General features: G+C 53.8%; 27 protein-coding genes. 25 read left to right on the forward strand and 2 right to left on the reverse strand.

Annotated elements, in window-relative coordinates; all coding sequences use genetic code 11:
• Positions 1-210: 210 nt before the first annotated feature.
• The 17 genes from rpsF to ACQE2I_RS05805 all read left to right on the forward strand — a co-directional run bounded on the left by rpsF (position 211) and on the right by ACQE2I_RS05805 (position 14536).
• Positions 211-585 carry a 30S ribosomal protein S6 gene (gene rpsF, locus ACQE2I_RS05725; RefSeq protein ID WP_427030493.1) on the forward strand — a complete coding sequence of 125 codons (375 nt, stop codon included), beginning with the start codon at positions 211-213 and terminating at the stop codon, positions 583-585.
• A 33-nt stretch (positions 586-618) separates the two neighbouring features.
• Entirely contained in the window at positions 619-846 is a 228-nt protein-coding gene (gene rpsR / locus ACQE2I_RS05730) for a 30S ribosomal protein S18 (protein WP_085919816.1), read from the forward strand.
• A gap of 12 nt (positions 847-858) precedes the next feature.
• Complete coding sequence (locus ACQE2I_RS05735; protein WP_427030494.1) at positions 859-1710, forward strand: hypothetical protein; 852 nt, start codon at positions 859-861, stop codon at positions 1708-1710.
• Between the two features lie 15 nt (positions 1711-1725).
• Entirely contained in the window at positions 1726-2172 is a 447-nt protein-coding gene (gene rplI / locus ACQE2I_RS05740; RefSeq protein ID WP_427030495.1) for a 50S ribosomal protein L9, read from the forward strand.
• A 240-nt stretch (positions 2173-2412) separates the two neighbouring features.
• A complete protein-coding gene (gene dnaB / locus ACQE2I_RS05745) occupies positions 2413-3801 on the forward strand; it encodes a replicative DNA helicase (protein ID WP_427030496.1) in 1389 nt (462 codons plus the stop codon).
• A 108-nt stretch (positions 3802-3909) separates the two neighbouring features.
• Positions 3910-4206: a hypothetical protein gene (locus tag ACQE2I_RS05750; RefSeq protein WP_308320947.1), complete on the forward strand. Its 297-nt coding sequence runs from the start codon at positions 3910-3912 to the stop codon at positions 4204-4206.
• A 195-nt stretch (positions 4207-4401) separates the two neighbouring features.
• Positions 4402-4704 (forward strand): DUF6482 family protein, encoded by a 303-nt coding sequence (locus tag ACQE2I_RS05755; RefSeq protein WP_427030497.1) that lies wholly within the window; start codon positions 4402-4404, stop codon positions 4702-4704.
• A 569-nt stretch (positions 4705-5273) separates the two neighbouring features.
• Entirely contained in the window at positions 5274-6353 is a 1080-nt protein-coding gene (gene hemH / locus ACQE2I_RS05760) for a ferrochelatase (protein WP_427030498.1), read from the forward strand.
• 190 nt (positions 6354-6543) lie between these two features.
• Complete coding sequence (locus tag ACQE2I_RS05765; RefSeq protein WP_427030499.1) at positions 6544-8910, forward strand: putative monovalent cation/H+ antiporter subunit A; 2367 nt, start codon at positions 6544-6546, stop codon at positions 8908-8910.
• Positions 8903-9334, forward strand: a complete 432-nt coding sequence (locus ACQE2I_RS05770; RefSeq protein ID WP_427030500.1) for a Na+/H+ antiporter subunit B — start codon at positions 8903-8905, stop codon at positions 9332-9334. Before ACQE2I_RS05765 ends, ACQE2I_RS05770 begins: the two co-directional genes overlap by 8 nt.
• An 18-nt stretch (positions 9335-9352) precedes the next feature.
• Positions 9353-9700: a Na+/H+ antiporter subunit C gene (locus ACQE2I_RS05775; protein WP_308320938.1), complete on the forward strand. Its 348-nt coding sequence runs from the start codon at positions 9353-9355 to the stop codon at positions 9698-9700.
• Positions 9697-11307 (forward strand): Na+/H+ antiporter subunit D, encoded by a 1611-nt coding sequence (locus tag ACQE2I_RS05780; RefSeq protein ID WP_427030501.1) that lies wholly within the window; start codon positions 9697-9699, stop codon positions 11305-11307. The genes ACQE2I_RS05775 and ACQE2I_RS05780 overlap by 4 nt, the downstream gene beginning before the upstream one ends.
• On the forward strand, positions 11304-11777 hold the full coding sequence (locus ACQE2I_RS05785) for a Na+/H+ antiporter subunit E (RefSeq protein WP_427030502.1): 474 nt from the start codon (positions 11304-11306) through the stop codon (positions 11775-11777). Before ACQE2I_RS05780 ends, ACQE2I_RS05785 begins: the two co-directional genes overlap by 4 nt.
• Entirely contained in the window at positions 11777-12046 is a 270-nt protein-coding gene (locus ACQE2I_RS05790; protein WP_427030503.1) for a monovalent cation/H+ antiporter complex subunit F, read from the forward strand. The genes ACQE2I_RS05785 and ACQE2I_RS05790 overlap by 1 nt, the downstream gene beginning before the upstream one ends.
• Positions 12039-12443 (forward strand): monovalent cation/H(+) antiporter subunit G, encoded by a 405-nt coding sequence (gene mnhG, locus ACQE2I_RS05795; RefSeq protein ID WP_427030504.1) that lies wholly within the window; start codon positions 12039-12041, stop codon positions 12441-12443. Before ACQE2I_RS05790 ends, mnhG begins: the two co-directional genes overlap by 8 nt.
• A 227-nt stretch (positions 12444-12670) precedes the next feature.
• Positions 12671-13939, forward strand: a complete 1269-nt coding sequence (locus ACQE2I_RS05800; RefSeq protein ID WP_427030505.1) for a lytic murein transglycosylase — start codon at positions 12671-12673, stop codon at positions 13937-13939.
• Between the two features lie 42 nt (positions 13940-13981).
• Positions 13982-14536 carry an ATP-dependent zinc protease family protein gene (locus ACQE2I_RS05805; protein WP_427030506.1) on the forward strand — a complete coding sequence of 185 codons (555 nt, stop codon included), beginning with the start codon at positions 13982-13984 and terminating at the stop codon, positions 14534-14536.
• Here ACQE2I_RS05805 and ACQE2I_RS05810 read toward each other — a convergent pair.
• Positions 14533-15246 (reverse strand): 16S rRNA (uracil(1498)-N(3))-methyltransferase, encoded by a 714-nt coding sequence (locus ACQE2I_RS05810; protein WP_427030507.1) that lies wholly within the window; start codon positions 15244-15246, stop codon positions 14533-14535. The genes ACQE2I_RS05805 and ACQE2I_RS05810 overlap by 4 nt on opposite strands.
• A gap of 135 nt (positions 15247-15381) precedes the next feature.
• Between ACQE2I_RS05810 and phaR the strand changes: the two genes are divergently transcribed.
• The 8 genes from phaR (at position 15382) to ACQE2I_RS05850 (ending at position 22820) form a co-directional block, all read left to right on the forward strand.
• Positions 15382-15918 (forward strand): polyhydroxyalkanoate synthesis repressor PhaR, encoded by a 537-nt coding sequence (gene phaR / locus ACQE2I_RS05815; RefSeq protein ID WP_427030508.1) that lies wholly within the window; start codon positions 15382-15384, stop codon positions 15916-15918.
• A 67-nt stretch (positions 15919-15985) separates the two neighbouring features.
• Positions 15986-17272, forward strand: coding sequence for a phosphoribosylamine--glycine ligase (gene purD / locus ACQE2I_RS05820; RefSeq protein WP_427030509.1), 1287 nt, complete (start codon positions 15986-15988; stop codon positions 17270-17272).
• Positions 17273-17311: 39 nt separating this feature from the next.
• A complete protein-coding gene (locus ACQE2I_RS05825) occupies positions 17312-17752 on the forward strand; it encodes an acyl-CoA thioesterase (RefSeq protein ID WP_427030510.1) in 441 nt (146 codons plus the stop codon).
• Positions 17752-18624: a phosphoribulokinase gene (locus tag ACQE2I_RS05830; RefSeq protein ID WP_427030511.1), complete on the forward strand. Its 873-nt coding sequence runs from the start codon at positions 17752-17754 to the stop codon at positions 18622-18624. The genes ACQE2I_RS05825 and ACQE2I_RS05830 overlap by 1 nt, the downstream gene beginning before the upstream one ends.
• 42 nt (positions 18625-18666) lie before the next feature.
• On the forward strand, positions 18667-19008 hold the full coding sequence (locus ACQE2I_RS05835; RefSeq protein WP_427030512.1) for a histidine triad nucleotide-binding protein: 342 nt from the start codon (positions 18667-18669) through the stop codon (positions 19006-19008).
• 61 nt (positions 19009-19069) lie between these two features.
• Entirely contained in the window at positions 19070-19708 is a 639-nt protein-coding gene (coq7, locus tag ACQE2I_RS05840; RefSeq protein WP_427030513.1) for a 2-polyprenyl-3-methyl-6-methoxy-1,4-benzoquinone monooxygenase, read from the forward strand.
• Between the two features lie 156 nt (positions 19709-19864).
• Positions 19865-21709 carry a dihydroxy-acid dehydratase gene (ilvD, locus tag ACQE2I_RS05845; protein ID WP_427030514.1) on the forward strand — a complete coding sequence of 615 codons (1845 nt, stop codon included), beginning with the start codon at positions 19865-19867 and terminating at the stop codon, positions 21707-21709.
• A 55-nt stretch (positions 21710-21764) separates the two neighbouring features.
• Entirely contained in the window at positions 21765-22820 is a 1056-nt protein-coding gene (locus ACQE2I_RS05850) for an oxidoreductase (protein WP_427030515.1), read from the forward strand.
• Positions 22821-22948: 128 nt separating this feature from the next.
• On the opposite strand, the gene rfaH is transcribed toward ACQE2I_RS05850, so the two are convergent.
• On the reverse strand, positions 22949-23470 hold the full coding sequence (rfaH, locus tag ACQE2I_RS05855) for a transcription/translation regulatory transformer protein RfaH (protein WP_427030516.1): 522 nt from the start codon (positions 23468-23470) through the stop codon (positions 22949-22951).
• Between the last annotated feature and the right edge of the window lie 19 nt (positions 23471-23489).

Raw genomic sequence — 23489 nt, forward strand, 5'->3', positions numbered from 1 at the left:
CTAAGATACATGCGCCCGTTTGTTTGCAAACGGGCGTTAGCTGTGAGAACTAGTAGTTGAAACAGTTGTTGAAATAAAAGTTCTGTTTGATGCCCCGGTGGCCGCCTAGTACGGAGACGGAGCACTTCAGTTAACTCCTTGCTTCCCTGTCGTCGTTGTCTGCGCTAGCAGCAGCACACAAAGGAAGCTGTCAAACCGCAAGGAGATCCTATGCGTCATTACGAAATCGTGTTTATGGTCCACCCGGATCAAAGCGAGCAGGTGCCAGCAATGGTCGAGCGCTACACCAGCCTCGTTACCGAAAACAGCGGTACTGTGCACCGTCTAGAAGATTGGGGCCGTCGTCACTTGGCTTACCCGATCAACAAGATCCACAAAGCCCACTACGTGCTGATGAACGTCGAATGTAGCGGTGAGACTCTCGAAGAAATCGAGAATATCTTCCGTTTCAACGACGCCATTATCCGCAGCTTGGTTGTACGCTGCAAAGAAGCCGTCACCGAAGCTTCACCGATGATGAAACCGGCAGAAGAAAAACGTCCGCGTCGCGAAGAAAAACCGCGCGCTGAAGAAGAAACTGCCTGATTTTATTCACTGCACGTTTTAAGGAGCTAGTCCATGGCACGTTTTTTCCGTCGCCGTAAGTTTTGCCGCTTCACCGCTGAAGGCGTCAAGCAGATCGATTACAAAGATCTGGACACGCTGAAAGCCTACGTTACTGAAACTGGCAAGATCGTACCAAGCCGTATTACCGGCACCAAAGCACGCTATCAGCGTCAGCTGGCGACTGCTATTAAGCGTTCGCGTTATCTGGCACTGCTGCCCTACTCCGATAGCCACCAGTAAGCGTTTAACGTGATGCTGGCACTAGCCCGATGGCTAATGCGGGGCACGCCTTACGCTGTAGGCGTGGCGGCTCTGGCAACGCTAGTGCCTTGGTTGTTCTGGTTAGGAGCAGCCATCGCCGCGCTGATGACATTACGCAAAGGTTTCGTGCCTGCGCTGCCGGTCATCATTGCTGCAGCGCTACCGGCTGGCTGGTGGTGGGCCCAGGGTGACGTGATTCCGCTTGCTAGCATACTGCTGGTAACGCTGATGGCCGTTATTCTGCGCGAGAGGATGCGCTGGGGAGAAACATTGATTGTGGGGACATTGGTCGCCGCGGTAATGATTCAACTTGGCATCTTCAGCCCTCCAGGCGGTACGGAGCTAATGCTTGAGCAGTTGCGAGAAGGTTCAGCAGAAGTGGATCGCATGCTCACGGAATTTGCTAATCAAGGCTACGATACCCAGACCCTTGCCGCGCTAGTGGTGGGTGGGGTCACCGGATTTGTGGTGCTGTTGGCAGCCATCGTATGTTTGGCGCTCGCGCGTAGCTGGCAAGCTGGGTTGTACAATCCGGGCGGCTTTCGCGCAGAGTTCCACGCACTGCGTTTGATGCCCAAAGAACTAGCCATTTTGGTAGTGATTGGGGTGGCAGGCACGCTGTTAGGCGCTCACGCGCTGGCGATGCTTGGCTGGATTCCGCTGTTGGTAGCTGGCGTTGCGTTAGTGCACGGGTTTATTGGATTAAAGGGGATGAACGGGCTGTGGCTGGTAGCATTTTATGTGCTGCTGATCACGACCTGGCCCACGATTCTCATTGTGCTGCTGTTGGGGCTGATTGATACATTCGCGAACATTCGCGCACGCCTTGCCCGTAGCAACTGACAAGAGGTTTACGAGATGGAAGTCATTCTGCTCGACAACATTGGTAAGCTGGGCGGCCTGGGTGACAAGGTCACTGTGAAGCCTGGTTATGGACGTAACTATTTGGTGCCTTACGGTTTAGCCGTACCGGCCACCAAAGACAATATCGAAGCGTTTGAAGCGCAGCGTGCTGAACTCGAAGCGCAAGCCGCTGAGCGTAAGGCCGAAGCCGAAGCGCGCGCTGAGCAGCTAAACGACATCGAGCTGTCTTTGGTTTCCAAAGCAGGCGACGAAGGCAAACTGTTTGGTTCTATCGGTCCACGTGACCTGGCCGACGCGATTTCCTCTGCGGGCATCGATGTTGCCAAGAGCGAAGTACGTATGCCGAATGGCCCGATTCGCCAGACCGGTGAATACGACATCGCCCTTCACTTGCACGCTGAAGTGAATGCCGCTGTACGCGTGGTGGTAGTCGCAGAGTAAGCTTTGCACTAACACGCTCGCCTCAAAAGGCGCGGGTTTTCCCCGCGCCTTTTGTTATTTCTAACGCCCGTGTTTTCGCGTTAGTTTCGGTTGTTGCCTAAAACCTATTGAGTGTCAGTACTCGTTGTTTTTAGCCAACGTCTACAGCGTAATCTTTTAGAGAGCCGGTGGTCGCGCTTCGCCGCTGCGGCTAAGATAGGCATCTTCTCTGGCTATGCCGTGTGTTTAAAGGAGCTCGCTATGCAGGACCAGTCTTCTGCTGATCAAGAAACGGCAGCGCTAAAACTGCCGCCGCATTCGCTGGAGGCGGAGCAGTCGGTATTAGGCGGGCTAATGCTGGATAACCAGGCTTGGGATAACGTCTCCGAGCGGTTGGTTGCCGATGATTTCTACCGTTATGAGCACCGTTTGGTGTTCAACGTGATGATTCATTTGGCTGAGTCCGGTCAGCCGATGGACGTCGTGACGCTCTCTGAAGCGTTGGAAGAGCGCGACCAACTAGATACCGTGGGTGGGCTTGCCTTTCTGGCGGAGCTGGCGAGGAATACCCCCTCAGCCAGTAATATTCGCGCCTACGCCGATATCGTGCGTGAGCGGGCGACGCTACGTAAGCTGATTCGCGCCGCTAACCAAATTGCTGACAGCGCCTTTTCTCCCCAGGGGCGCCCCGCGGATGAATTGCTTAATGAAGCGGAGCGGTTGGTGTTCCAGATTGCCGAGGAGCGGCCTAAAACCGGCGGCCCTATCGGCATGAGCGATCTGTTGACCAAAGCCGTTGATCGCATTGATGAGTTGTTTAACCTTAAAGGTGAAATGACCGGGCTTTCGACCGGGTTTCGTGATCTGGATGAAATGACCACCGGCTTACAGCCTTCGGATATGGTGGTCATCGCAGGCCGTCCCTCGATGGGTAAAACGACCTTTGCCATGAACTTGGTTGAACATGCGGTTATTTCCAGCGACAAGCCGGTCATGGTGTTCTCCATGGAGATGCCCGCGGAGTCGCTGATGCTGCGGATGCTTTCGTCGCTAGGTAGGATCGATCAGACCCGTGTGCGGACCGGTCAGTTGGAAGACGAAGATTGGCCGCGCTTAACCTCTGCCGTCAATCTGCTTAAAGACAAGCAGCTGTTTATCGACGATACCGCCGCGTTGTCACCCAATGAGATGCGCTCGCGGCTTCGCCGTGTGGTGCGCGAGCATGGCAATATCGCGCTGGTGATGATCGATTATCTTCAGTTGATGCAGATCCCCGGTTTTAATGAAAACAGGACTGGGGAAATTTCTGAAATCTCGCGCTCTTTAAAGGGCTTGGCAAAAGAGTTTAACTGCCCCGTGGTCGCGCTTTCTCAGCTAAACCGCTCGTTGGAGCAACGGCCGAATAAGCGACCGGTCATGTCGGATTTGAGGGAGTCGGGCGCCATTGAGCAGGATGCCGATGTCATTGCCTTCGTTTATCGCGATGAGGTCTATAATCCAGATAACCCTGATAATCAGGGCATCGCTGAGTTAATTATCGGTAAGCAGCGTAACGGGCCAATCGGCACCGTGCACATGGCGTTTATCGGTAAGTACACCCGCTTTGAGGATTTGGCCCCGGATAGTTATGGCCAAGCTTTCGGCGACTAGGGTTTTGAGGGCAGGTTTTTAGTGACAGGTTTGTGCTGGGTAACTTGAGGATGGGGGGTGAGTTCGTATAATGCCCCACCCACGATATGCAAAAAACGGGAGTAGCAAATGGCAGGTGGATTTCGGCGCGGTAATCGGCAGCGTCTTCCTAAGCTGGAAGGTCGCGGTGAGCTACAGGCGCTTGAGCGCGAAGGCCCTTTTAAAGAATGGCTGGGTATGCCAGATCTTTATCGCTACTACTTGGTAGTGGAGGGCGAGAAGTATAGCTACCAAACCGAAGATGGCGATTTGCCTGTCAAGGTAGGCGACAAAGTGGTGTTCCGTTACAAGGAAACCAAAGGTGGCAATTGGATTGACCGCAATTCTCTCGGTAAAGCCATCGACCCTTCTGAATATCAACGATAAGCACTATTTCTTGGCGTGACAGTTAGGCTAGGCGCTTCCTCAAGTACTCACTCAAGTACCCCCTCAAGAACTTTCTTGCACTGTTGCCGTCCTAGTTATTGTATGTCGTAATAATAATGTAATAACTAGGCAACATAAATGTCATTGGGTGCGGTCATGCTGTGCCCTAATGCCATAAAATAACAGGAGGAAGCCATGGAGCTGAAGGATCTTAAACAATTTGTCGCCAGCCACGATAACTTTGAAATTCGTGTTATTACCCACTCGGGTAGCCGCTTTTATCAGGTTGAGTTAGAAGACGTTGTAGGCGAACGCCATATGCTGATGCAGCGTTCTAAACCAATGCTTTTTCGTTCGCTGGATGATGTCTATATGGAGCTCAAGCGGGCCGGAATTCATCGCGCTTATCTAGTCCAGTACGTGCCCCACGATGAAGTAATAGGCCATGATGCCCACTATAGTGAGCCGCTGACGTCGCGCATGCCGTTGGTTTTTTGACGGTTATATGAATTAATCAATAGCTTTTAGTCTGACGCTTTTCCCACCACTACTGCCCAAGCTGTATTCGGCGACGGGCAAAAACCGATAGCCGGTGTTCATTAAACCGTGCATTCCCGGTAAGCACGGTATCCTTACCAGCCTCCTGTAACCTAATACAGCATGCAGAGCACGGCTGGCATCCATACCACACTCCTTTACTACCTTGCAGATGTAGCTGCCCCATCATTGCGTCAAATTCACGCCTAAACTCGTGGGCGTTAAAATGGTTGTCCTGAATATCCACTAGCTAGCGCGATTTTCTCTCGGTGGCGATGCTTTGCAATCCAAGCTGCTTGCTGCTGGTGGAACGGGCGGTGACGCGTGAAGGGCTGAATAACGATCCCCAAAGCAAAGGTTTGGGGATAAGTTGGCCGGTAGTTATGCAATCTATAGTTATACAAATGATGTCGATAGTATAACTTTATGCCGACGCTTTGCCGAAAAGTGGTAGGCTTTATACACTTTCTAAATTCTATTCTTTTTCTAAATATATTGAGCACCAACGTTATTTTTCAGGAGCAAGAGTAATGACCGAGAATGTCGTCAAGGATCAGCCGGGGGCAGGGCGCTTGGCGCATGCATCCGGCGATCATCCGCCGATCCCACGTGCCAAAGTGGGTGTAGTGCTGGCGAATTTAGGCACCCCGGATGCCACCGACTACTGGTCAATGCGCCGCTACTTAAACGAGTTCCTTTCCGATAAGCGTGTGGTCGACTATGCCGGTTGGAAATGGCAACCACTGCTACAGCTGATCATTCTGACCAAGCGCCCGTTCTCGTCGGGTAAGGCGTATCGGAGTATCTGGAATAACGAAAAAAACGAAAGCCCGCTACTAACGACCACCCGTGCCCAGAGCGAGAAAATGACCGCGCGGCTAAAAGCGCTCTATGGTGACGATGTGGAAGTAGATTTCTGCATGCGCTATGGCAACCCTTCGACCAAAAGCGTTTTAACGCGCTTAAGGGAGAAAGGCTGTGAGCGAATTGTCTTTTTCCCGCTCTACCCTCAGTACGGTTCTCCCACCACTGCGACGGCGAACGACGAAGCATTTCGCACCTTGATGAAGATGAAGTGGCAGCCCTACATACGTACAGTGCCCGCCTATTTTGATCATCCGGCTTATCTCCAGGCGCTGGCAAACTCGGTGCAAGAAGCTTACGGCGGCTTGCCGACACGACCGACTAAATTGGTCGCCAGTTACCATGGCGTTCCTGAGCGCTACTTGATGGAAGGGGATCCTTACCACTGCCAGTGCCAGAAAACCACGCGCCTGCTGCGCGAGAGGCTTGGCTTTAGCAAAGAAGAAGTGGATACCGCTTTCCAGTCACAGTTTGGCCCTGAAAAATGGGTGGGCCCGCAAACCGTTAAACATGTCGCGGAACTCGCCCAGCAGGGCCACAAGCACATTGCCATTATGTCGCCAGCCTTCTCTTCCGATTGTGTTGAAACGCTTGAAGAAATTGAGGAGGAGATCCGTGATAGCTTTATGCAAGCGGGCGGAGAGACATTTAGCTATATCCCGTGCCTAAATGACCGTGACGACCACATAGAGGCCTTGCTAAGCGTCATCAATAATGAATTAGCGGGTTGGCTATCAGTTGCCTAGCACTTAACTTTGTAGTTGTCAGAGCCAATATCTAACCGTCTGAAATAGCCGCTAGTAGACTTTGTTCGCTAGCGGCTGTTGGCGTATATGCGTTTAGCTGGTCAGCCAAAACTGCCTGCTATAAGGTGTACAGCGTTAGAGTCACACTACTTCAAGGTTGGGCCTTTCGGTATTCAGGAGGTTGGGTTAGATGCAAGTCGCCGTATTAATGGGTTTCGTGCTAGCGGCGCTTTCGCCGATGCTACAAAGCTGGTTCGGCCAACGCACGAGCCAAGTGTTGGCCCTTTTCCCGGCTGGGCTGGCGGCGTGGTTGGCACTTCAAGCCCCAGAAATCATCGCCAATGGCAGCCTTCTACTTGAGTGGGAATGGGTGCCTTCGCTGGGCATCAGCCTTACTTTCCTGTTGGATGGTTTATCACTGCTGTTTGGTCTATTGATTACCGTGATGGGCGCCTGCGTTTTGGTGTATGCCGGTGGCTATTTAAAAGATCATCCTGATCTTGCTCGATTTCATATCGCGCTGGTCGCTTTCATGGTTTCTATGCTGGGGCTAGTGTTAGCTGACGGTCTCTTTACGCTGTTTGTTTTTTGGGAACTGACCAGCATTACCTCTTATTTGCTGATCGGCTTTAACCACGCCGACATCAACGCGCGTAAGTCTGCCCGGCAAGGCTTGTTTGTTACCGTGGCCGGTGGGTTGGCGTTAATGGCCGGATTGGTGCTGCTGGGTGTTGCCAGCGGTAGCTGGTCGTTGGCGGAGATTCTCAATCAGGAAGCCGACCTGCGTGAACATGCGCTCTACACGCCCATGTTGGTCTGTTTGCTGCTGGGGGCATTTACTAAGTCGGCCCAGTTTCCCTTTCATTTCTGGCTACCCAACGCTATGGCGGCGCCCACGCCAGTCTCTGCCTACCTGCACTCGGCCACCATGGTGAAAGCGGGTATTTATCTGCTGGCGCGGTTACATCCGGAGCTGGGCGGTACGACGATGTGGGTCGGGATTCTGTCGGTGGTGGGAGCAATGACGATGCTGACTGGCGCGTTTTTAGCTATCCATCACACCAATATTAAAAAGCTGCTCGCTTATTCGACCATTATGGCGTTGGGCACGTTGACGATGCTACTGGGTATTGGTACTGAGTATGCGATGACCGCCTTTGTTACCTTCCTGCTGGCGCACTCGCTGTATAAAGGGGCGCTATTTATGGTCGCCGGTATTCTCGACCACGAGACCGGCACCAAAGATGTGACGCAGATGGGTGGGCTGCGCAAGTTGATGCCAGTTACCGCTACTATCGCGTTGGTAGCGTCACTCTCCCTTGCGGGTGTGCCGCCGCTATTTGGTTTTATCGGCAAGGAGTTGATGCTTGAGTCGGTATTAGGCGCCGATAGCTTCCGGACGTTACTGGTACTGTTTGCCTTTGTTGCTTCCATCTTAACGATCGCGGCGGCCTTTATTATTGCGCTGCGCCCCTTCTATGGTAAGCGCCACCACACCCCTCATGAGCCTCATGAAGCGCCGCGAAGCATGTTGGTGGGGCCGGCGCTGTTGGCTTTGGGATCGCTGCTGTTGGGGTTGCTGCCCGCCATGCTGGGAGCCGACGCGCTACTGACCGCCGCCGCCACGTCTGTGGCTGGCCAAACGCTGGAGGTCGCACTATCGCTTTGGTATGGCATCAACGTCGCTTTGATAATGTCGATTGTCAGCCTTGGCTTAGGCTTCTTGTTGTTTAAACACTGGGACAGCGTACGTGCCAAGCTTTCCGTATTAGCGCCTGTCATGCGCCATGGCCCTGAGGCAGGTTATGAAAGCTTGATGAACGGCATCGTCCATTTTTCTGAGTGGCAAACGCGGATACTGCAGAATGGGTACATGCGTAACTACATTTTGGTAATGCTCATCGCGCTCATCGCGCTCATTGGTAACTCCATCTTGTTACGCCATTCGCCTCAGTTTGCCTTTGATTTGGATGTGCGTTTTCACGAGGTGGTAGTGGCTGGCACCATGGCAATGGGGGCGCTGTTTGCGACCATTACTCGCTCGCGTCTTGGGGCAGTGGTTTCAGTGGGGGTGATGGGCTTCTCTATCGCCCTTATTTTTATTCTGTTTAGTGCGCCTGATTTGGCAATTACCCAGCTGCTGGTGGAAACCTTAACGGTTATTTTACTGGTGCTGGTGCTGTTTCGGTTACCAAGGTTTTCACATCTCTCCACCAGCCTGGAACGGATACGCGATGGCTCGGTGGCCGCCATGATGGGCATTTTGATCTGCCTGTTGATTATGACCTCCTGGAGTATTCAGCAGTTTGAGCCGATTTCGACCTACATGATTGAGAACAGTGCGCCATTGGCGCATGGGCGCAACATCGTCAACGTTATTTTGGTGGACTACCGTGCCCTGGATACCTTAGGTGAAATGTTTGTACTGGCACTCGCCGCGATTGGCGTTATCGCCATGCTCCGGTTGCGTCATGGCGATACTCGGCATAGCGAGAGTGGTGATAGCAAGAGCGTCGAGAGCAGTAAAGTGACGAACAAGGAGCCTTACGATGGTTAAGTCAGGCACGATTATTCTTAATACGGCCGCACGCTTTTTAATGCCACTGCAGCTGCTGTTTTCTGTTTTTCTGCTGCTCCGCGGGCACGACGAGCCCGGCGGCGGGTTTATTGCAGGCCTGGTGGCGGCGGGGGCATTTACGCTCTACCTATTTGCCTTCGGGGTAAGCGCCACCAAAGAAGTGCTGCGCATGGTCGACCCCCGCGACCTGATTGGAATTGGCCTGCTGCTAGGGATGATATCGGTGATGCCTGCTTGGTTTATGGGCCAGCCGTTTTTGACGGCTCAGTGGTGGACCATTCCGATTATCGACTTTAAAGCGTCAACGCCGCTGATTTTTGATATTGGCGTGTATTTTGCCGTGCTGGGTTCTGTTATTGGCATGGTGATGACGCTTATGGAGGTCGACAAGGATGAATCTTGAGTTAATGGGAGGCTCAGTATGGAACCATTAATGGCACTAGCGATTGGCTTGATGTACGCGACGGCTATTTTTATGATGCTGCGCCGCTCTATCGTTAAGCTGGTGATTGGATTAATGCTGCTTTCCAACGCCGCTAATTTGCTGATTTTTACCACCGCGGGGATGACCCGGGGCGCACCGCCGCTAATTGCAGAAGGCATGATGCAGCCACCCAGTGGGGTCGCTGACCCACTTCCTCAAGCCGTCGTGCTGACGGCTATCGTGATTGCCTTTGGGGTGCTGGCATTTGCGGTGGTGTTGATTCGACGCGCCTACGAAGTGGTTAAGGCCGATGATCTCGATAAGATGAAGGATACTGATACGTGAGGCCTGAAGTTGCTCTTCCCGTCCTCTTACCCTTGCTATCAGGGGCAATCTCAATATTGTTTTGGCGCTCGCGGCCTATGCAGCGCTTTATGGCGGTGGCAGGTAATGCTGCGCTATTGATTGTTAGCCTATGGCTGTTTGCCACGACGCTGTCGGAAGGCTACGTCACCATGCAGATGGGTAGCTGGCCGGCTCCCTTCGGCATTACCTTAATTGCCGATCTGTTGAGTGCGGTAATGGTGCTGATGACGGCGATTATCGGCTTGGCGATGGGTATCTACTCATTGGCTACCACGGGTCGCGGTCATGAAAAATTTGGTTATTATCCGTTAATGCACCTGCTGCTCGCCGGGGTGATGGGCGCCTTTTTGACCGGTGATCTCTTTAACCTCTATGTATGGTTTGAGGTAATGCTGGTGGCTTCGTTTGCGCTGTTGATCCTAGGCGGCGAACGGGCGCAGATGGAAGGGGCGATTAAGTACGTTACCTTGAACCTGCTGGCATCGGTTATTTTCCTGAGTGCGGTGGGTCTGCTCTACGGCATGGTGGGTACGCTTAACATGGCCGATATTGCCCTGCGCATGGATGAAGCAGAGCACACGGGGATGATCGAAGTGCTGGCGGTCATGTTTATGGTCGCGTTTGGAATTAAAGCGGCGGCTTTCCCGCTGTTCTTCTGGCTGCCAGCGTCTTATCACACCCCACCGGTCGCCGTTTCGGCCCTGTTTGCTGGGCTACTTACCAAGGTCGGCGTGTATGCAATGTTTCGTGTCTTCACGCTAATATTTGATCAAACCATGGGCTACCTCCAGGACATTATGCTTTGGGGCGCGGTGTTTACCATGGTCACGGGTGTGTTGGGTGCTGCGGCTCAGTATGAGTTCAGGCGCATTTTGTCGTTCCATATCGTTAGCCAAATTGGCTATATGATCCTCGGGTTAGCCATTTATACGCCTCTGGCCATAGCAGGCGGTGTGTTTGCCATCGTGCACAATATGGTGGTGAAAACGAACCTTTTCTTAATTAGTGGTATTACCCATCGTTTGCAGGGCACCTACCAGCTGAAAAAAATGGGGGGGTTATATCGTGAGCGCCCCTGGTTGGCCGTTGCGTTCTTTATCTCGGCCTTCTCGTTGGCCGGTATACCGCCGCTGTCGGGCTTTTTTGCCAAGTTTGTGATTGTGCGTGCCGGTATAGAAGCAGAAGCCTATGTGGTCACAGGGTTTGCGCTAGCAGTGGGACTAATGACGCTCTACTCCATGGTGAAAATTTGGAATGAAGTGTTCTGGAAGTCTCTGCCGGAAGATAATCTAGTGCCAGAAACCGCTACACCAACTGGCGATGACGGTCGGTTGTTAAAGCCAAGCCTGTGGATGATGTATTCACCTGTCATGGTATTGGCGCTCTCATCACTGCTCATCGGTGTGCTTGCCGAGCCGATCATGTGGGTAATGATGGACATTGGTGATCAGTTGCTTGAGCCTCGCGGGTATATCGAAGCCGTGTTGGGCGCTTCAGCCAGTGCTGAAGAGGTGCTACTTGAACCAACTGCGGTCACACAGGAAGAAGCTGAGGCTGACGCTGACGCCGGGGAGGAAATGCCATGACCGGTGCTATTTGGAATCTTCTGTTGGGGCTTGCCTGGGTACTATTGAGCGGTGACTTTAGCGGGTTAAATCTCCTTGTCGGTTTGATATTTGGCTATATCACTTTGATATTGATCGAGCCACAGCTCGACTCCTTAAAGGGCTATCCAGCCCGCGTGCCGCGCTTTTTGGGCTTCATCATTTTTTTTCTTAAAGAACTGATCCAAGCTAACCTACGCGTTGCTTTTGATATTGTGACTCCGCCCTGGCACATGAAGCCAGGTGTCATTGCGATGCCGCTTTCTGCTCGCACTGAAATCGAAATCACTATGGTCGCCAATTTAATCTCTCTCACCCCTGGAACGCTCAGCCTGGATGTGTCTGATGACCGTAAGGTGCTGTATATCCATGCGATGTTTTTAGACAATGAAGAGGATCTGCGGCGTAACTTGAAAGAGATGGAGCACAGAGCTTTGGAGCTGTTTCGCTAATGGATACCGTTATTCTCATTAGCCAGGTCATTATGAGCCTGGCGCTTATTCTCACCTTTGTGCGTGTAGTACGCGGCCCTAGCTTGCCTGACCGCGTCGTGGCTTTAGAGTTGTTTTCGACGACGGTTGTGGGGTTAGTTGGGGTCTATGCCATCAAGTCAGATGTCGCCAGTTTTCTGGATGCCGCTATCGTGGTCGCGTTAATGGGTTTCTTGGCGGCCATTGCGTTTGCGCGCTTTTTGGAAAGAGGTGGCCCGCGTGATGATTGATGTGATCAAAGGCACGTTAATTTTGGGTGGCGCCCTGTTTATGTTGCTGGCTTCAGTGGGTCTGCTGCGTTTGCCAGATCTGCTAACGCGCATGCACGCCACCACTAAGGCCGCAGCGCTAGGTGTCATCTTAATTATGCTGGCGGCAGCAATGCATTTTGCTGAGGTGGGTATTGTTGCCCGTTCATTCGCCATCATTGTGTTTATTCTGATGACTGCTCCTGTGGCCGCCCATGTGATTGGCCGCGCCGGATACTTTGTTGGCTCTAAGCTGTGGAGCGGTACCGTAAAGGACGAGTTACGCCCTAACTATGATCCGTTAACGCACGAATTGAAGAGTGGTCTGGAAACCCAGGAAAACGCTAAGCGCCAGCCCCGTAAGAACGATCCTGATTAAACCTCACGAAATGGTAAGCAGCGGAAAGCGCTATTGAGCCACCTACGAGTGGTTTTTTTGTTGTGCGCCAAGCATGGTGGTCAGATCTGGATAACAAGGCTGAGCAGTCTGCTAAAAGCAGATGAGATTAAATAATCAATACTGCTGACCCATCGTGAAGGCTGGTAACTGTCACTTTTCTAGGCCATCATCCCAGGCATGCTAAGGACTGCTTAAGGAAGTAAACGATGTCTCGAAACCTCTCTGCTGGGCGGCGTGTTCGTCCCTTTTTATACGCCTCATTAATCGCGGCGCTAAGCACTCCTTTTATAAGTGGGGCGGTGTTGGCCAATTCTCAATTGATGAGTGAAGTGGACACCCAGGCGGCTACTGACATTAGCTATGCTAATTTTCAGCAGTGGCTTGCTGAATTTCGCCAGTACGCTATGGGTCAAGGGGTTAGCGAAGCGACGCTGAGCAGTGCCCTCGATGGCATTCGTTATCGCGAGCGTGTGATTGAACTCGATGGTTTTCAGCCTGAGTTTGTACGGCCTATCTGGGAGTATCTCGATACTGCCGTCTCATCGACTCGCATTACTACCGGGCGGGAAAAATTTGCCGATCATCGCGATACGGCGCTGCAAATGCAGCAGCGTTTCGGCGTGCCGGCTGAAATTATTGTCGCTATCTGGGGCATCGAAAGTAACTACGGCAGCAATTTCGGTGATTTTTCAACGTTAGAGTCCCTTGCCACCTTGGCTTACGATGGGCGGCGGCGTGATTTTGCCCAGGGTGAGCTGCTTGCTGCGCTGCGCATTATTGATGAAGGCGATATCGCCGCAGAACAGATGAAAGGGTCATGGGCCGGGGCAATGGGCCATACTCAATTTATTCCCAGCAGCTTTGAAGCCTACGCAGTGGATGGTGACGGCGATGGTCGTCGCGATATCTGGGGTAGTATTCCTGATGTGATGGCGTCGACGGCTAACTATCTGGACAACGCGGGTTGGCAAACCGGCCAGCCGTGGGGCGTCGAGGTGCGTTTGCCGCAAGGGTTTGATTATGCTCAAACCGAACGACGCAGCAGTGCCGATTGGCGTCAACAAGGCGTGCACGCACAGCAGGGCGAGTTGCCAGATTTCGACAGTGCCGCGATTGTTGTTCCGGCTGGCGCTGAGGGGCCTGCCTTCTTGGTCGGCGCTAATTTTCGCGCCATTTTACGCTATAACAATGCCACCAGTTATGCGCTGGCCGTAGCGACGTTAGCGGATGCCATTGCCCAGCGTGCTGGTATTCAGCACGCATGGCCGCGTGATAAAGCACCGCTTACTCGTGACGACGTTCAAGAGCTGCAGCGAGGATTAAACCGGGTTGGGTACTCGGTGGGCGGTGCTGATGGCGTGATGGGCCCGAACACCCGTCAGGGGTTGCGGAACTTTCAGCGTGATCAAGGGTTAATACCGGATGGGTTTGCGACACAAGAGCTGCTTGAACGGCTTCGCCGTCGTTCAGAGTAAGCCGCATTGGCTGGCTCTTGTTACTTTACCAAGGATAATGCTATGCATTTTATGGGTAAAATGTTGTTAGGCAGCGTGGTCATGGGTACCTTGCTATCGGCTTCCATGGCGATAGCAGACGATAACAAAGCCTTCGGTTGGGTTGAAAAGGCGATCTTACAATCCTGGGATATAGAGGTTAAGGCCAAGCTAGATAGTGGAGCGCTAACATCTTCGTTAGATGCGCGGGATATTGAGCTTTTCGAGCAAGATGACGAAGAGTGGGTGCGCTTTCGTTTGAAGCTTGAGGATCAAGATAGTGGCGAAGTGTTTAGCGACGAAATTGAGCGCCCGCTATATCGCGAGCTGGCTGTGCGGGGTGCTGGTGGGCGCGACGAGCGCCCGGTGGTGCTGTTAGAAGTCTGCATGGGCGATACCATCTATGAGGAGCAGTTCAGCCTGCGCGATCGCGAAGAGATGAATTATCCGTTGCTGCTAGGTCGCCGCACGATTAGCCACCTTGGCTTGCTGGATGTGCGCAACACGTTCTTGCAAAAACCCGAGTGCGGTGAAGATGCAGAACTTGTACCTCACGACCCAACAGATGATCAGTCCTAAAACAGCCGTGATAGCAGGGCGGTCACGGCTGTTTCGACGCGTAAAATTCGCGGGCCCATGTGCATCCCCTCACAGCCTGCCTCAATTAGCTGTTCGACCTCCCAAGTGATAAATCCCCCTTCTGGCCCGACCAATAATAAGGTCGGTTCACTGACGTTCCTGGGGCAGGCATTGGGCATGCCAGGGTGGGCGAGTAGTCCGCGGCGGTGGCTAAGTAAGCCGGGTAACTGCTGCTCTAGAAAAGGCCGGAACCCTTTGCTTAACGTCACGCTAGGTAGTTGCGTATCGCGCGCTTGCTCAAGGCCTAATATCAAGTGCTGATGAATTTTATCGGCGCGTAACTCAGGCGATTGCCAGTAGCTTTTTTCTACTCGTTTGGTATGCAGAAGAGTGATCTCTTTTACCCCTAATGCCGTTACGTGCTCTAACGTGCGTGCCAACATCCGCGGCCGGGGAAGGGCTAAAACCAGATGCACGGGTAATGACGGTGGCGGTGGCTCATCAAGGTTTTCCAGCTTGAAAGTAGCGTGTTCGGCGGTGAGCTCGGTCAGCAGTGCTTTGCCCATGGCGCCGCCCTGTACACCGACGGTCATAAGGTCGCCAGGCGCTGAACGATGCACATCACGTAGATGAATCAACCGACGTGGGTCGGTAATGCAGACATGACCATCGTTGGTGAGATCATGAGGATCAAGCAGAATTAAATTCATAATGAAGGTCTATTGGTCAAAGAATAGGTGCAACGCGGCTAGCGAAACTATCAAGGTGGCTTGCATGGATGCGTGTTGCAGGCACAATACCAGTAACGGCAATAAAAGCCCCCATCGCGTTTAAGGAGATGCGCCGTGCGCGTAATTCGCAAATATGCTAATCGCAGGTTATATGATACCCAGCAGAGTCGTTATGTAACGCTGGAAGACTTGCGCCATTTGATTATCGAAGAAGAGTCGTTTCGGGTTGAAGATGCCAAAAGCGGTGAAGACCTGACGCGAACTATCCTGCTTTCCATCATCATTGAGCAGGAGCAGGCGGACAGTGAGGCTGAAGTGTTTTCGAACGATCTGCTGGCGCAGTTAATCCGGGTCTACGACATGACATCACCACTGCCATTGTCGCGTTACCTGGAGCAAGGCACTCAGCTGATGTTGGAACAGCAAAAGCGTCTACAAAGCCAATGGAAGCAGGCGATGCGTAACACGCCTCTGGAGTTTATGCGCGAACTGGCCGAAGAGAACAGGCGCTTTTGGCAAAACACCTTGAACCAGCCTGGGCAAGCTGATGAGTCCGATGGTGGGGGTGAGCAAGAAGCAGATAGCCCCGACACGGCTAGTGACGGCGCTGCTGACAACGTCAATAAAGGCAAACAGGACAAAACCTCCTAACGCCACTTGGTGCTGCGCTGTGGCATAATGCCGCCGATAAATGCTCTCCCGTTTAAGAAGGATGCACATGAAGGTTTTGATGATAGGCGGCGGTGGTCGTGAGCACGCCCTGGCTTGGAAGTTGGCGCAGTCTAACCAGGTTGAGCAAGTATTTGTCGCCCCCGGCAACGCCGGTACTGCGACAGAGGCGAAGCTAACCAATGTGGCGATTGATGCAACGGATTTAGACGGCTTGGTCGCTTTTGCCCGCGACGAGCAAATTGGCCTCACTGTGGTAGGGCCAGAAGCCCCCTTGGTGGACGGTGTTGTTGACCGCTTTCAGGTGGCTGGTTTAACTATTTTTGGGCCTACCCAGGCGGCCGCCCAATTGGAAGGCTCTAAGTCATTCACCAAGGACTTCTTGGCGCGCCATGATATTCCTTCGGCTGATTACCAAACGTTTACCGAAGTAGACCCTGCGCTTGCTTACTTACGCAAAATGGGCGCGCCGATCGTGATCAAAGCCGATGGGCTTGCCGCTGGCAAAGGCGTGATTGTGGCGCTCAGTGAAGCCGAAGCCGAGGCTGCCATTCGCGATATGCTGGAAGCCAATGCGTTTGGCGGCGCTGGGGCTCGCGTGGTGATTGAAGAGTTTCTGGAAGGCGAAGAAGCGAGTTTCATCGTCATGGTGGACGGTAAAAATGTCGTGCCTATGGCGACCAGCCAGGATCATAAGCGTGCCTACGATGGTGATACCGGCCCCAACACCGGTGGTATGGGGGCTTACTCACCCGCACCCGTCGTCACGCCCGACATTGATGCACGCATAATGGAGCAGGTGATTCTGCCCACCGTGCAGGGTATGGCCGCAGAAGGCAATGCTTACACGGGCTTTTTATACGCAGGTTTGATGATAGATGCGGCGGGCAACCCTCGCGTTATAGAGTACAACTGCCGTTTCGGCGATCCAGAAACCCAGCCTATTATGCTGCGGCTAACGTCTGATTTGGCAGAGCTGTGTTTAGCCGGCGCTGAGGGCAAGTTGGCTGGGCAGCAGTGTGAGTGGGATTCCCGCGCGGCGGTGGGTGTGGTTCTGGCTGCTGGTGGCTATCCCGGCAGCTACCGCAAAGGTGATGTGATACACGGTATCGCTAACGCTGAGCAGACCGGTTGTAAGGTGTTTCATGCCGGTACGGCGCAAAACGTTCAGGGTGAGGTCACTACGGCCGGTGGGCGTGTGCTGTGTGTGACCGCGCTGGGCAACAGCGTTTCAGAGGCTCAGCAGCAAGCCTACCAAGGTGTTAGCGCTATCCAATGGGCCGGTGTTGAGTACCGGCGTGATATCGCCTTCCGGGCGATTGCCCGCGAGGGCTGAGCCTAGGTTAATCCCATTACCACCGACGAGGAGCCAAGTATGGAACGTGTCAAGCTGGAATTTCCTGCTGAAGCGATTATTCATCGTCATCCTTTGGCGGTGCGGGTAACCGATATGAACTATGGCCGCCACTTGGGGCATGATGCGCTGGTATCGCTGCTCCATGAGGCGCGTATTCAAGCCTTTGCCGCACTGGGCCTGTCTGAGTGGGATATGCACGGATACCCAACGCTAGTCGCCGATCTTGCAGTGCAGTATCAAAGTGAAGCGCGCTGGCCCGATGCACTCATCATTGCGACCGCCGTCCCTGAGCCGCAAGGTAAAGCGTTGACGGTTTATCAGCGTATATATCAGGCAGAGACCGAGCAGATAGTTGCCACCGCCCGAGTTAATCAACTGTTGATTGATGTTGCCTCGGGCCGTCCTATTGAGGTGACGGAGCAGATTCAACAAGCGCTTGTTTACGCGAGGAGTGGCTGATGTCACGGGAGTATCCGATTATTGCGGTAACCGGTTCCTCGGGTGCAGGTACTACCACCGTTCGGCGCAGTTTTGAGCGCATGTTTCTGCGTGAAGATGTACACGCCGCTGTTGTTGATGGCGATGCCTTTCACCGCTATACCCGCGATGATCTGCACCGTATCTTTCGTGAAGAGCCAGAGCGTAAAAACGAGCTTTCCCATTTTGCCGTTGAAGCTAACTTGCTGGACCGCCTGGAAGGCCTGTTCAATGAGTATGGCGAGCATGGGTCGGGCACGTTTCGGCACTATATTCATGCTGAAGATAAGCAGAAAATTGAAGCGAGTTACCGGGTAGGTACTTTTACCGAGTGGCAGTCGCTGCCATGTGGCACTGATCTGCTGTTCTACGAGGGTTTGCACGGAGGCCTGGTCACCGAAGAGTATGACATTGCTCGCCATGTAGATTTATTGGTAGGCGTGGCGCCGACCATGAACCTTGAGTGGATTCAAAAAATTGACCGTGATACCAAGCTGCGCGGTTATTCACAGGAAGCGGTGATTGATACCATTTTGGGTCGAATGGATGACTATGTGCGCTATATCCAGCCGCAGTTTTCACGAACGCATATCAACTTTCAGCGTGTGCCTACCGTGGATACGTCCAACCCCTTTGAAGTGCAGGATATTCCTACCGACGCCGAGTCGTTTGTGGTCATTCGCTTTCGGGATCCCTCTACCGTTGACTTCCCCTGGCTGCTAGCAATGATCAAAGATGCGTTTATGACCCGCCCGCATACGCTGGTCGTGCCGGGTGCGCGAATGTCTCTGGCAATGGAGTTGATCCTGGCCCCATTGGTTCGCCATTTGCTAGCTCAGCGGCGCTTTCGCTGAACATGGCGAGAAATATGCGCCGCAAAAATCAAGGAGTGCTGTATGGATTGTCTATTTTGCAAAATCATCAAGCGTGAAATTCCTGCTGATATCGTCTACGAAGATGACCACGTATTGGCGTTTAATGACATAGGTCCTCAGGCGCCAACGCATCAGTTAATCATTCCTAAAAAGCATATAGCGACGTTAAACGATATTGAAGAAACGGATCTTGCCACTGTAGGGCGGCTCCAGTATACCGCCGCAAAGCTTGCACGAGAGCAGGGTTTTGCTGAAGACGGCTACCGCGTTGTGATGAACTGCAACGAATTAGGCGGGCAAACGGTCTACCATATTCATATGCATTTAATGGGTGGACGCGCATTCACTTGGCCTGCCGGTTGAGCTAAGCAGAGCGTTATTGCACCGTTATTGCGCTGTTATTGCAAAGCCAGGGAGTGTTGCCATGGATCGTCAACAGAGCCGTGCAGACCGTTTAATTCATCAGTTTGATAGCGTTTTGCGCACCTTGATGCCGCAGGCTGCCAGTTCGCAGCGTACTAACCCAGCCGACGGCGTGGCTGAAGGCGTACTAGATGATCAAGAGCGGCGTCACGCAGCGGGTTTGATGCGAACTAGCCATACTGGCGAGGTGTGTGCCCAAGCGCTTTATCAAGGCCAGAGCGTGATGGCTAAACTTCCTCATGTGCGTAAGCAGATGGAGCAGTCGGCGCTGGAAGAGTTTGATCATCTTGCCTGGTGTAGCGAGCGCTTAGGGCAGCTGCATAGCCGAACAAGCTACTTAAATCCGCTTTTTTATGTAACCTCGTTTGGCATCGGTGCCGCCACTGGGGCCGTCAGTGATCGCATTAGTTTGGGGGTTATTGCCGCAGTCGAAGAGCAGGCGGGGCAGCACTTAGAAGCGCATCAAAAGTCGTTGCCCGTTGGCGATACGCGGTCACGGGCGATACTACATCAAATCGCGACTGACAAGGCTCACCACTCCCAGCTCGCTTTAGAAGGCGGGGGTATTCGCTATCCAGCGCCAGTCACATGGGGCATACGCTTGGTTTCTAAACTGATGACCAAAAGCGTTTACCACTGACTTAACGGCACTTACCCGCACTCGCTGACTTTTCCGCCTGAGCCTAGTCTCTACACAACGCTCATGCCACAATCTAAGGCCGTTGGATTTACTCCAGTCCACGGCCTTTTATGCTGTGGGCTGATAAATAATAGACAGTAAAAAGTAGAGGACGTCATGCCAGAGTATCGTTCACGTACTACCACCGCTGGCCGCAATATGGCCGGTGCCCGCGCCCTGTGGCGTGCCACGGGTATGCAGGACGGCGACTTTCAAAAACCGATTATTGCGGTCGCCAACTCCTTTACCCAGTTTGTGCCGGGCCATGTTCACTTAAAAGATATGGGTCAGCTGGTGGCGCGTGAGATTGAGAAAGCCGGTGGTGTTGCCAAAGAGTTTAATACCATCGCGGTGGACGATGGCATCGCCATGGGCCACGACGGCATGCTCTACTCACTGCCCAGCCGCGATCTGATCGCCGACAGCGTCGAGTATATGTGCAACGCCCACTGCGCCGATGCGCTGGTGTGTATTTCCAACTGCGACAAAATCACCCCTGGGATGCTGATGGCGGCTCTGCGCCTCAATATCCCGGTTATCTTTGTTTCCGGCGGCCCCATGGAAGCGGGTAAAACCAAGCTGCTTAACCATGGGCTGGACCTCGTCGATGCCATGGTCATGGCCGCTGACGACAGCGTAGACGATGAGACCTTGGCGGAAGTCGAGCGCAGCGCCTGCCCCACCTGCGGCAGCTGTTCGGGTATGTTTACCGCCAACTCAATGAACTGCCTGACTGAAGCGCTGGGCTTGGCGTTACCGGGCAACGGCACGGTGCTGGCCACCCACTCGGATCGCCGCCGCCTGTTTGAAACCGCGGGGCATCGCATTGTTGAGCTGGCCAAGCGCTACTACGAAGGCGATGAGGCGCACCTGCTGCCCCGCGCCATTGCCTCCAAGGCGGCGTTTAAAAATGCCATGACCCTGGATATCGCCATGGGCGGCTCGACCAACACTATCCTGCACTTCCTGGCGGCGGCCCAGGAAGCCGAGGTGGACTTTACCATGTCGGATATCGACCGCCTCTCCCGTGAAGTGCCTCAACTATGTAAAGTGGCGCCCAATACCCAGAAGTATCATATCGAAGACGTTCACCGGGCCGGCGGCATTATGGCCATTCTCGGTGAGCTGGATCGTGCCCGGGTGCTGGATACCTCGGTGCCCACCGTGTATGGCGATAGCCTGAAAGCCGCACTGGATGAGTGGGACATCATGCGCTCGCCAAGCGCTGAAGTGGTCGAGTTCTTTAAAGCCGGGCCGGGCGGCATTCCCACCCAAACGGCGTTTTCCCAAAGCGCTCGCTGGCCGAGCCTGGATGGCGACCGCGCTACCGGCTGTATTCGCGACCTTGAACACGCCTTCTCACAGCAGGGCGGCTTAGCGGTGCTTTACGGCAATATCGCGCTGGATGGCTGCGTGGTCAAAACCGCCGGTGTCGATGACTCGATCCTGGTGTTTGAAGGCCCCGCCCATGTGGTGGAGTCCCAGGATCAGGCCGTTGCCGATGTGCTGGCGGATAAGGTCAAAGAGGGCGATGTGGTAGTGATTCGCTACGAAGGTCCCAAAGGCGGCCCCGGCATGCAGGAGATGCTCTACCCGACCTCTTATCTCAAATCCAAAGGGCTAGGCAAAGCCTGCGCGCTGCTGACCGATGGGCGCTTCTCGGGGGGCACTTCAGGGCTCTCCATTGGCCATGTCTCCCCGGAAGCCGCAGCGGGTGGCGCGATTGGATTGATTGAGCAGGGTGACCTGATCCGTATCGATATCCCCAACCGGGCGATCAACGTCAAACTGACCGACGCTGAGCTGGCGGCTCGCCGCGAAGCGATGGATGCCAAAGGTGTCACTGCCTGGAAGCCAGTTGAACAGCGCCCCCGTAAGATTACTCCAGCGCTTAAAGCCTATGCCCTATTGGCGACCTCCGCCGACAAAGGGGCGGTTCGGGATCTAAGCAAGCTCGATTGATACTCGCAGCTGATACACGCAATCGACATTCGCAACAATCCGAGTAAGGAATCAAATGAAGGCGATTATAAACGTTGGATTAGTTGGCTACGGTTTCGCTAGCCAAACCTTCCACGCACCGCTGATCCAGGCCACGGAAGGCCTGGATTTGGTGGCGGTATCCTCCAGCGATGCTGCTAAGCTGCAGCCAGCACTGGCTAGTGTTGAGGTGGAGAGTCAGGCATTAGCGTTATGCCAGCGCCCTGATATTGATTTGATTGTTATCCCAACCCCAAACGATACGCACTTTTCTATTGCCAAAGCGGCCCTCTCGGCGGGCAAGCATGTGGTGGTTGATAAGCCGTTTACGGTCACGCTGTCAGAGGGGAAGTTGCTCAAAAAATTAGCGGCTGACAAGGAGTGCTTGTTATCGGTGTTTCATAATCGCCGTTGGGACAGCGATTTTCTGACCGTTAAAGACCTGCTGGAGGCGGGGACGTTAGGGCGGTTAGTGGATTTTGAGTCGCACTTTGATCGCTTCCGCCCAGAAGTTCGCGACCGTTGGCGCGAGAAGGCCACGCCTGGTGGCGGCATCTGGTACGACCTGGGACCACACCTCTTAGATCAAGCCTGCGAGCTGTTTGGCATGCCCCACGCCATTCTGCTGGAGCTCAATTCGCGGCGCGAAGGTGCAGCGGCTGACGATGATTTTCTAGCGCTGCTCGATTATGAAAGCTTTCGCGTTACCCTGGCAGCGGGCACGCTGATCGCCGAACCGACGCCGCGCTTTCGGATTAATGGCACCCAAGGTAGCTTCATAAAATACGGCTTAGATCCCCAAGAGGATCGCTTGAAAGCTGGCGAAATGCCGACCTCTCAATGGGGTGAAGATACTCAGCACGGCACTTTAACGCTGCGTGATGGGGAGGGTGAAAACGCCCCGCTGGTGCGTCGTGAGCTTCCAACGCTGCCGGGCGATTACTTGGCGTATTATCAAGGCATCGCCGCCGCTATCCGCGATAAGGCGGCGTTACCGGTAAGCGTTGAAGATGCCCTGCGCTCAATGGTCTTGCTGGAAGCAGGGCTGGATAGCCAACGCCAGCGGCGCTGGATCACATTGAAAAATCATTGATGTGAAGGGTGAGCAGTGAATTGAGAGTGGGTTTCGTTGCGCGGCGTAAGTGCACCCGCGAAAGCAGCGTCGGGGTTAGCTTGTGTAGACGAAGATGGCTGGATGCCATTGGGCGTCGTTCCGCCGCGCTACGATTTGCTTATGGCTTCTAGTGGCAGGTCTAAATGCTGCGGCCGATTAAGTACATTAAGCAGCACGATGGCGCGTTCTTCGCCTTTGCAGCGGGTGAAGATGGCTTCGAGGTCTTTGAAGGGGCCGTCGGTGATGGTGACTTTTTCGCCAGCGCTGAAGTAGCTGTGAATGCCTTCCTGTCGGTACGGCTGGGCGCGCAGGGTTTCGACGAGCTGCGCGGGCACGGCGACGGGCCTGTCGCCGAAGGTAAGCAGGCGCAGCACACCGCGGGTGGAGCGAATCGGCCGCCAGTTGCTGACCAATTGATCTAAATAGATAAATAAGTAGTACGGGAACAACGGTTCGGTCACCGTGGTGAGCTTACCCTGGCGCTTGCGTTGGCTATCCAGCACCGGATGAAACACCTCGTAACCCTGGTTAGCGAGGTGTTCGGCGGCGCGAAATGATTCGCCCCCTTTGCACTGAATAACGTACCAAGCGGGCGTTGCTGCACTTTCCTGGTCGTTGTGAACGTCCATGCCATCATCCTTGTGTCTA

It is taken from the genome of Halomonas sp. H2 (assembly GCF_050215315.1).
Classification (GTDB): Bacteria; Pseudomonadota; Gammaproteobacteria; order Pseudomonadales; family Halomonadaceae; genus Vreelandella.

Excerpts from the sequence above, each read along its gene's own strand:
- rplI (WP_427030495.1), top strand. The coding sequence starts at position 1,726 with ATGGAAGTCATTCTGCTCGACAACATTGGTAAGCTGGGCGGCCTGGGT.
- ACQE2I_RS05800 (WP_427030505.1), top strand. The coding sequence starts at position 12,671 with ATGTCTCGAAACCTCTCTGCTGGGCGGCGTGTTCGTCCCTTTTTATAC.
- rfaH (WP_427030516.1), bottom strand. The coding sequence starts at position 23,470 with ATGGACGTTCACAACGACCAGGAAAGTGCAGCAACGCCCGCTTGGTAC.
- ACQE2I_RS05750 (WP_308320947.1), top strand. The coding sequence starts at position 3,910 with ATGGCAGGTGGATTTCGGCGCGGTAATCGGCAGCGTCTTCCTAAGCTG.
- ACQE2I_RS05755 (WP_427030497.1), top strand. The coding sequence starts at position 4,402 with ATGGAGCTGAAGGATCTTAAACAATTTGTCGCCAGCCACGATAACTTT.
- ACQE2I_RS05825 (WP_427030510.1), top strand. The coding sequence starts at position 17,312 with ATGGAACGTGTCAAGCTGGAATTTCCTGCTGAAGCGATTATTCATCGT.
- purD (WP_427030509.1), top strand. The coding sequence starts at position 15,986 with ATGAAGGTTTTGATGATAGGCGGCGGTGGTCGTGAGCACGCCCTGGCT.
- rpsF (WP_427030493.1), top strand. The coding sequence starts at position 211 with ATGCGTCATTACGAAATCGTGTTTATGGTCCACCCGGATCAAAGCGAG.
- ilvD (WP_427030514.1), top strand. The coding sequence starts at position 19,865 with ATGCCAGAGTATCGTTCACGTACTACCACCGCTGGCCGCAATATGGCC.
- ACQE2I_RS05785 (WP_427030502.1), top strand. The coding sequence starts at position 11,304 with ATGACCGGTGCTATTTGGAATCTTCTGTTGGGGCTTGCCTGGGTACTA.
- ACQE2I_RS05775 (WP_308320938.1), top strand. The coding sequence starts at position 9,353 with ATGGAACCATTAATGGCACTAGCGATTGGCTTGATGTACGCGACGGCT.
- ACQE2I_RS05810 (WP_427030507.1), bottom strand. The coding sequence starts at position 15,246 with ATGAATTTAATTCTGCTTGATCCTCATGATCTCACCAACGATGGTCAT.
- ACQE2I_RS05835 (WP_427030512.1), top strand. The coding sequence starts at position 18,667 with ATGGATTGTCTATTTTGCAAAATCATCAAGCGTGAAATTCCTGCTGAT.
- hemH (WP_427030498.1), top strand. The coding sequence starts at position 5,274 with ATGACCGAGAATGTCGTCAAGGATCAGCCGGGGGCAGGGCGCTTGGCG.
- ACQE2I_RS05765 (WP_427030499.1), top strand. The coding sequence starts at position 6,544 with ATGCAAGTCGCCGTATTAATGGGTTTCGTGCTAGCGGCGCTTTCGCCG.
- ACQE2I_RS05850 (WP_427030515.1), top strand. The coding sequence starts at position 21,765 with ATGAAGGCGATTATAAACGTTGGATTAGTTGGCTACGGTTTCGCTAGC.
- ACQE2I_RS05735 (WP_427030494.1), top strand. The coding sequence starts at position 859 with ATGCTGGCACTAGCCCGATGGCTAATGCGGGGCACGCCTTACGCTGTA.
- dnaB (WP_427030496.1), top strand. The coding sequence starts at position 2,413 with ATGCAGGACCAGTCTTCTGCTGATCAAGAAACGGCAGCGCTAAAACTG.
- rpsR (WP_085919816.1), top strand. The coding sequence starts at position 619 with ATGGCACGTTTTTTCCGTCGCCGTAAGTTTTGCCGCTTCACCGCTGAA.
- mnhG (WP_427030504.1), top strand. The coding sequence starts at position 12,039 with ATGATTGATGTGATCAAAGGCACGTTAATTTTGGGTGGCGCCCTGTTT.
- ACQE2I_RS05830 (WP_427030511.1), top strand. The coding sequence starts at position 17,752 with ATGTCACGGGAGTATCCGATTATTGCGGTAACCGGTTCCTCGGGTGCA.
- coq7 (WP_427030513.1), top strand. The coding sequence starts at position 19,070 with ATGGATCGTCAACAGAGCCGTGCAGACCGTTTAATTCATCAGTTTGAT.
- ACQE2I_RS05770 (WP_427030500.1), top strand. The coding sequence starts at position 8,903 with ATGGTTAAGTCAGGCACGATTATTCTTAATACGGCCGCACGCTTTTTA.
- ACQE2I_RS05805 (WP_427030506.1), top strand. The coding sequence starts at position 13,982 with ATGCATTTTATGGGTAAAATGTTGTTAGGCAGCGTGGTCATGGGTACC.
- ACQE2I_RS05790 (WP_427030503.1), top strand. The coding sequence starts at position 11,777 with ATGGATACCGTTATTCTCATTAGCCAGGTCATTATGAGCCTGGCGCTT.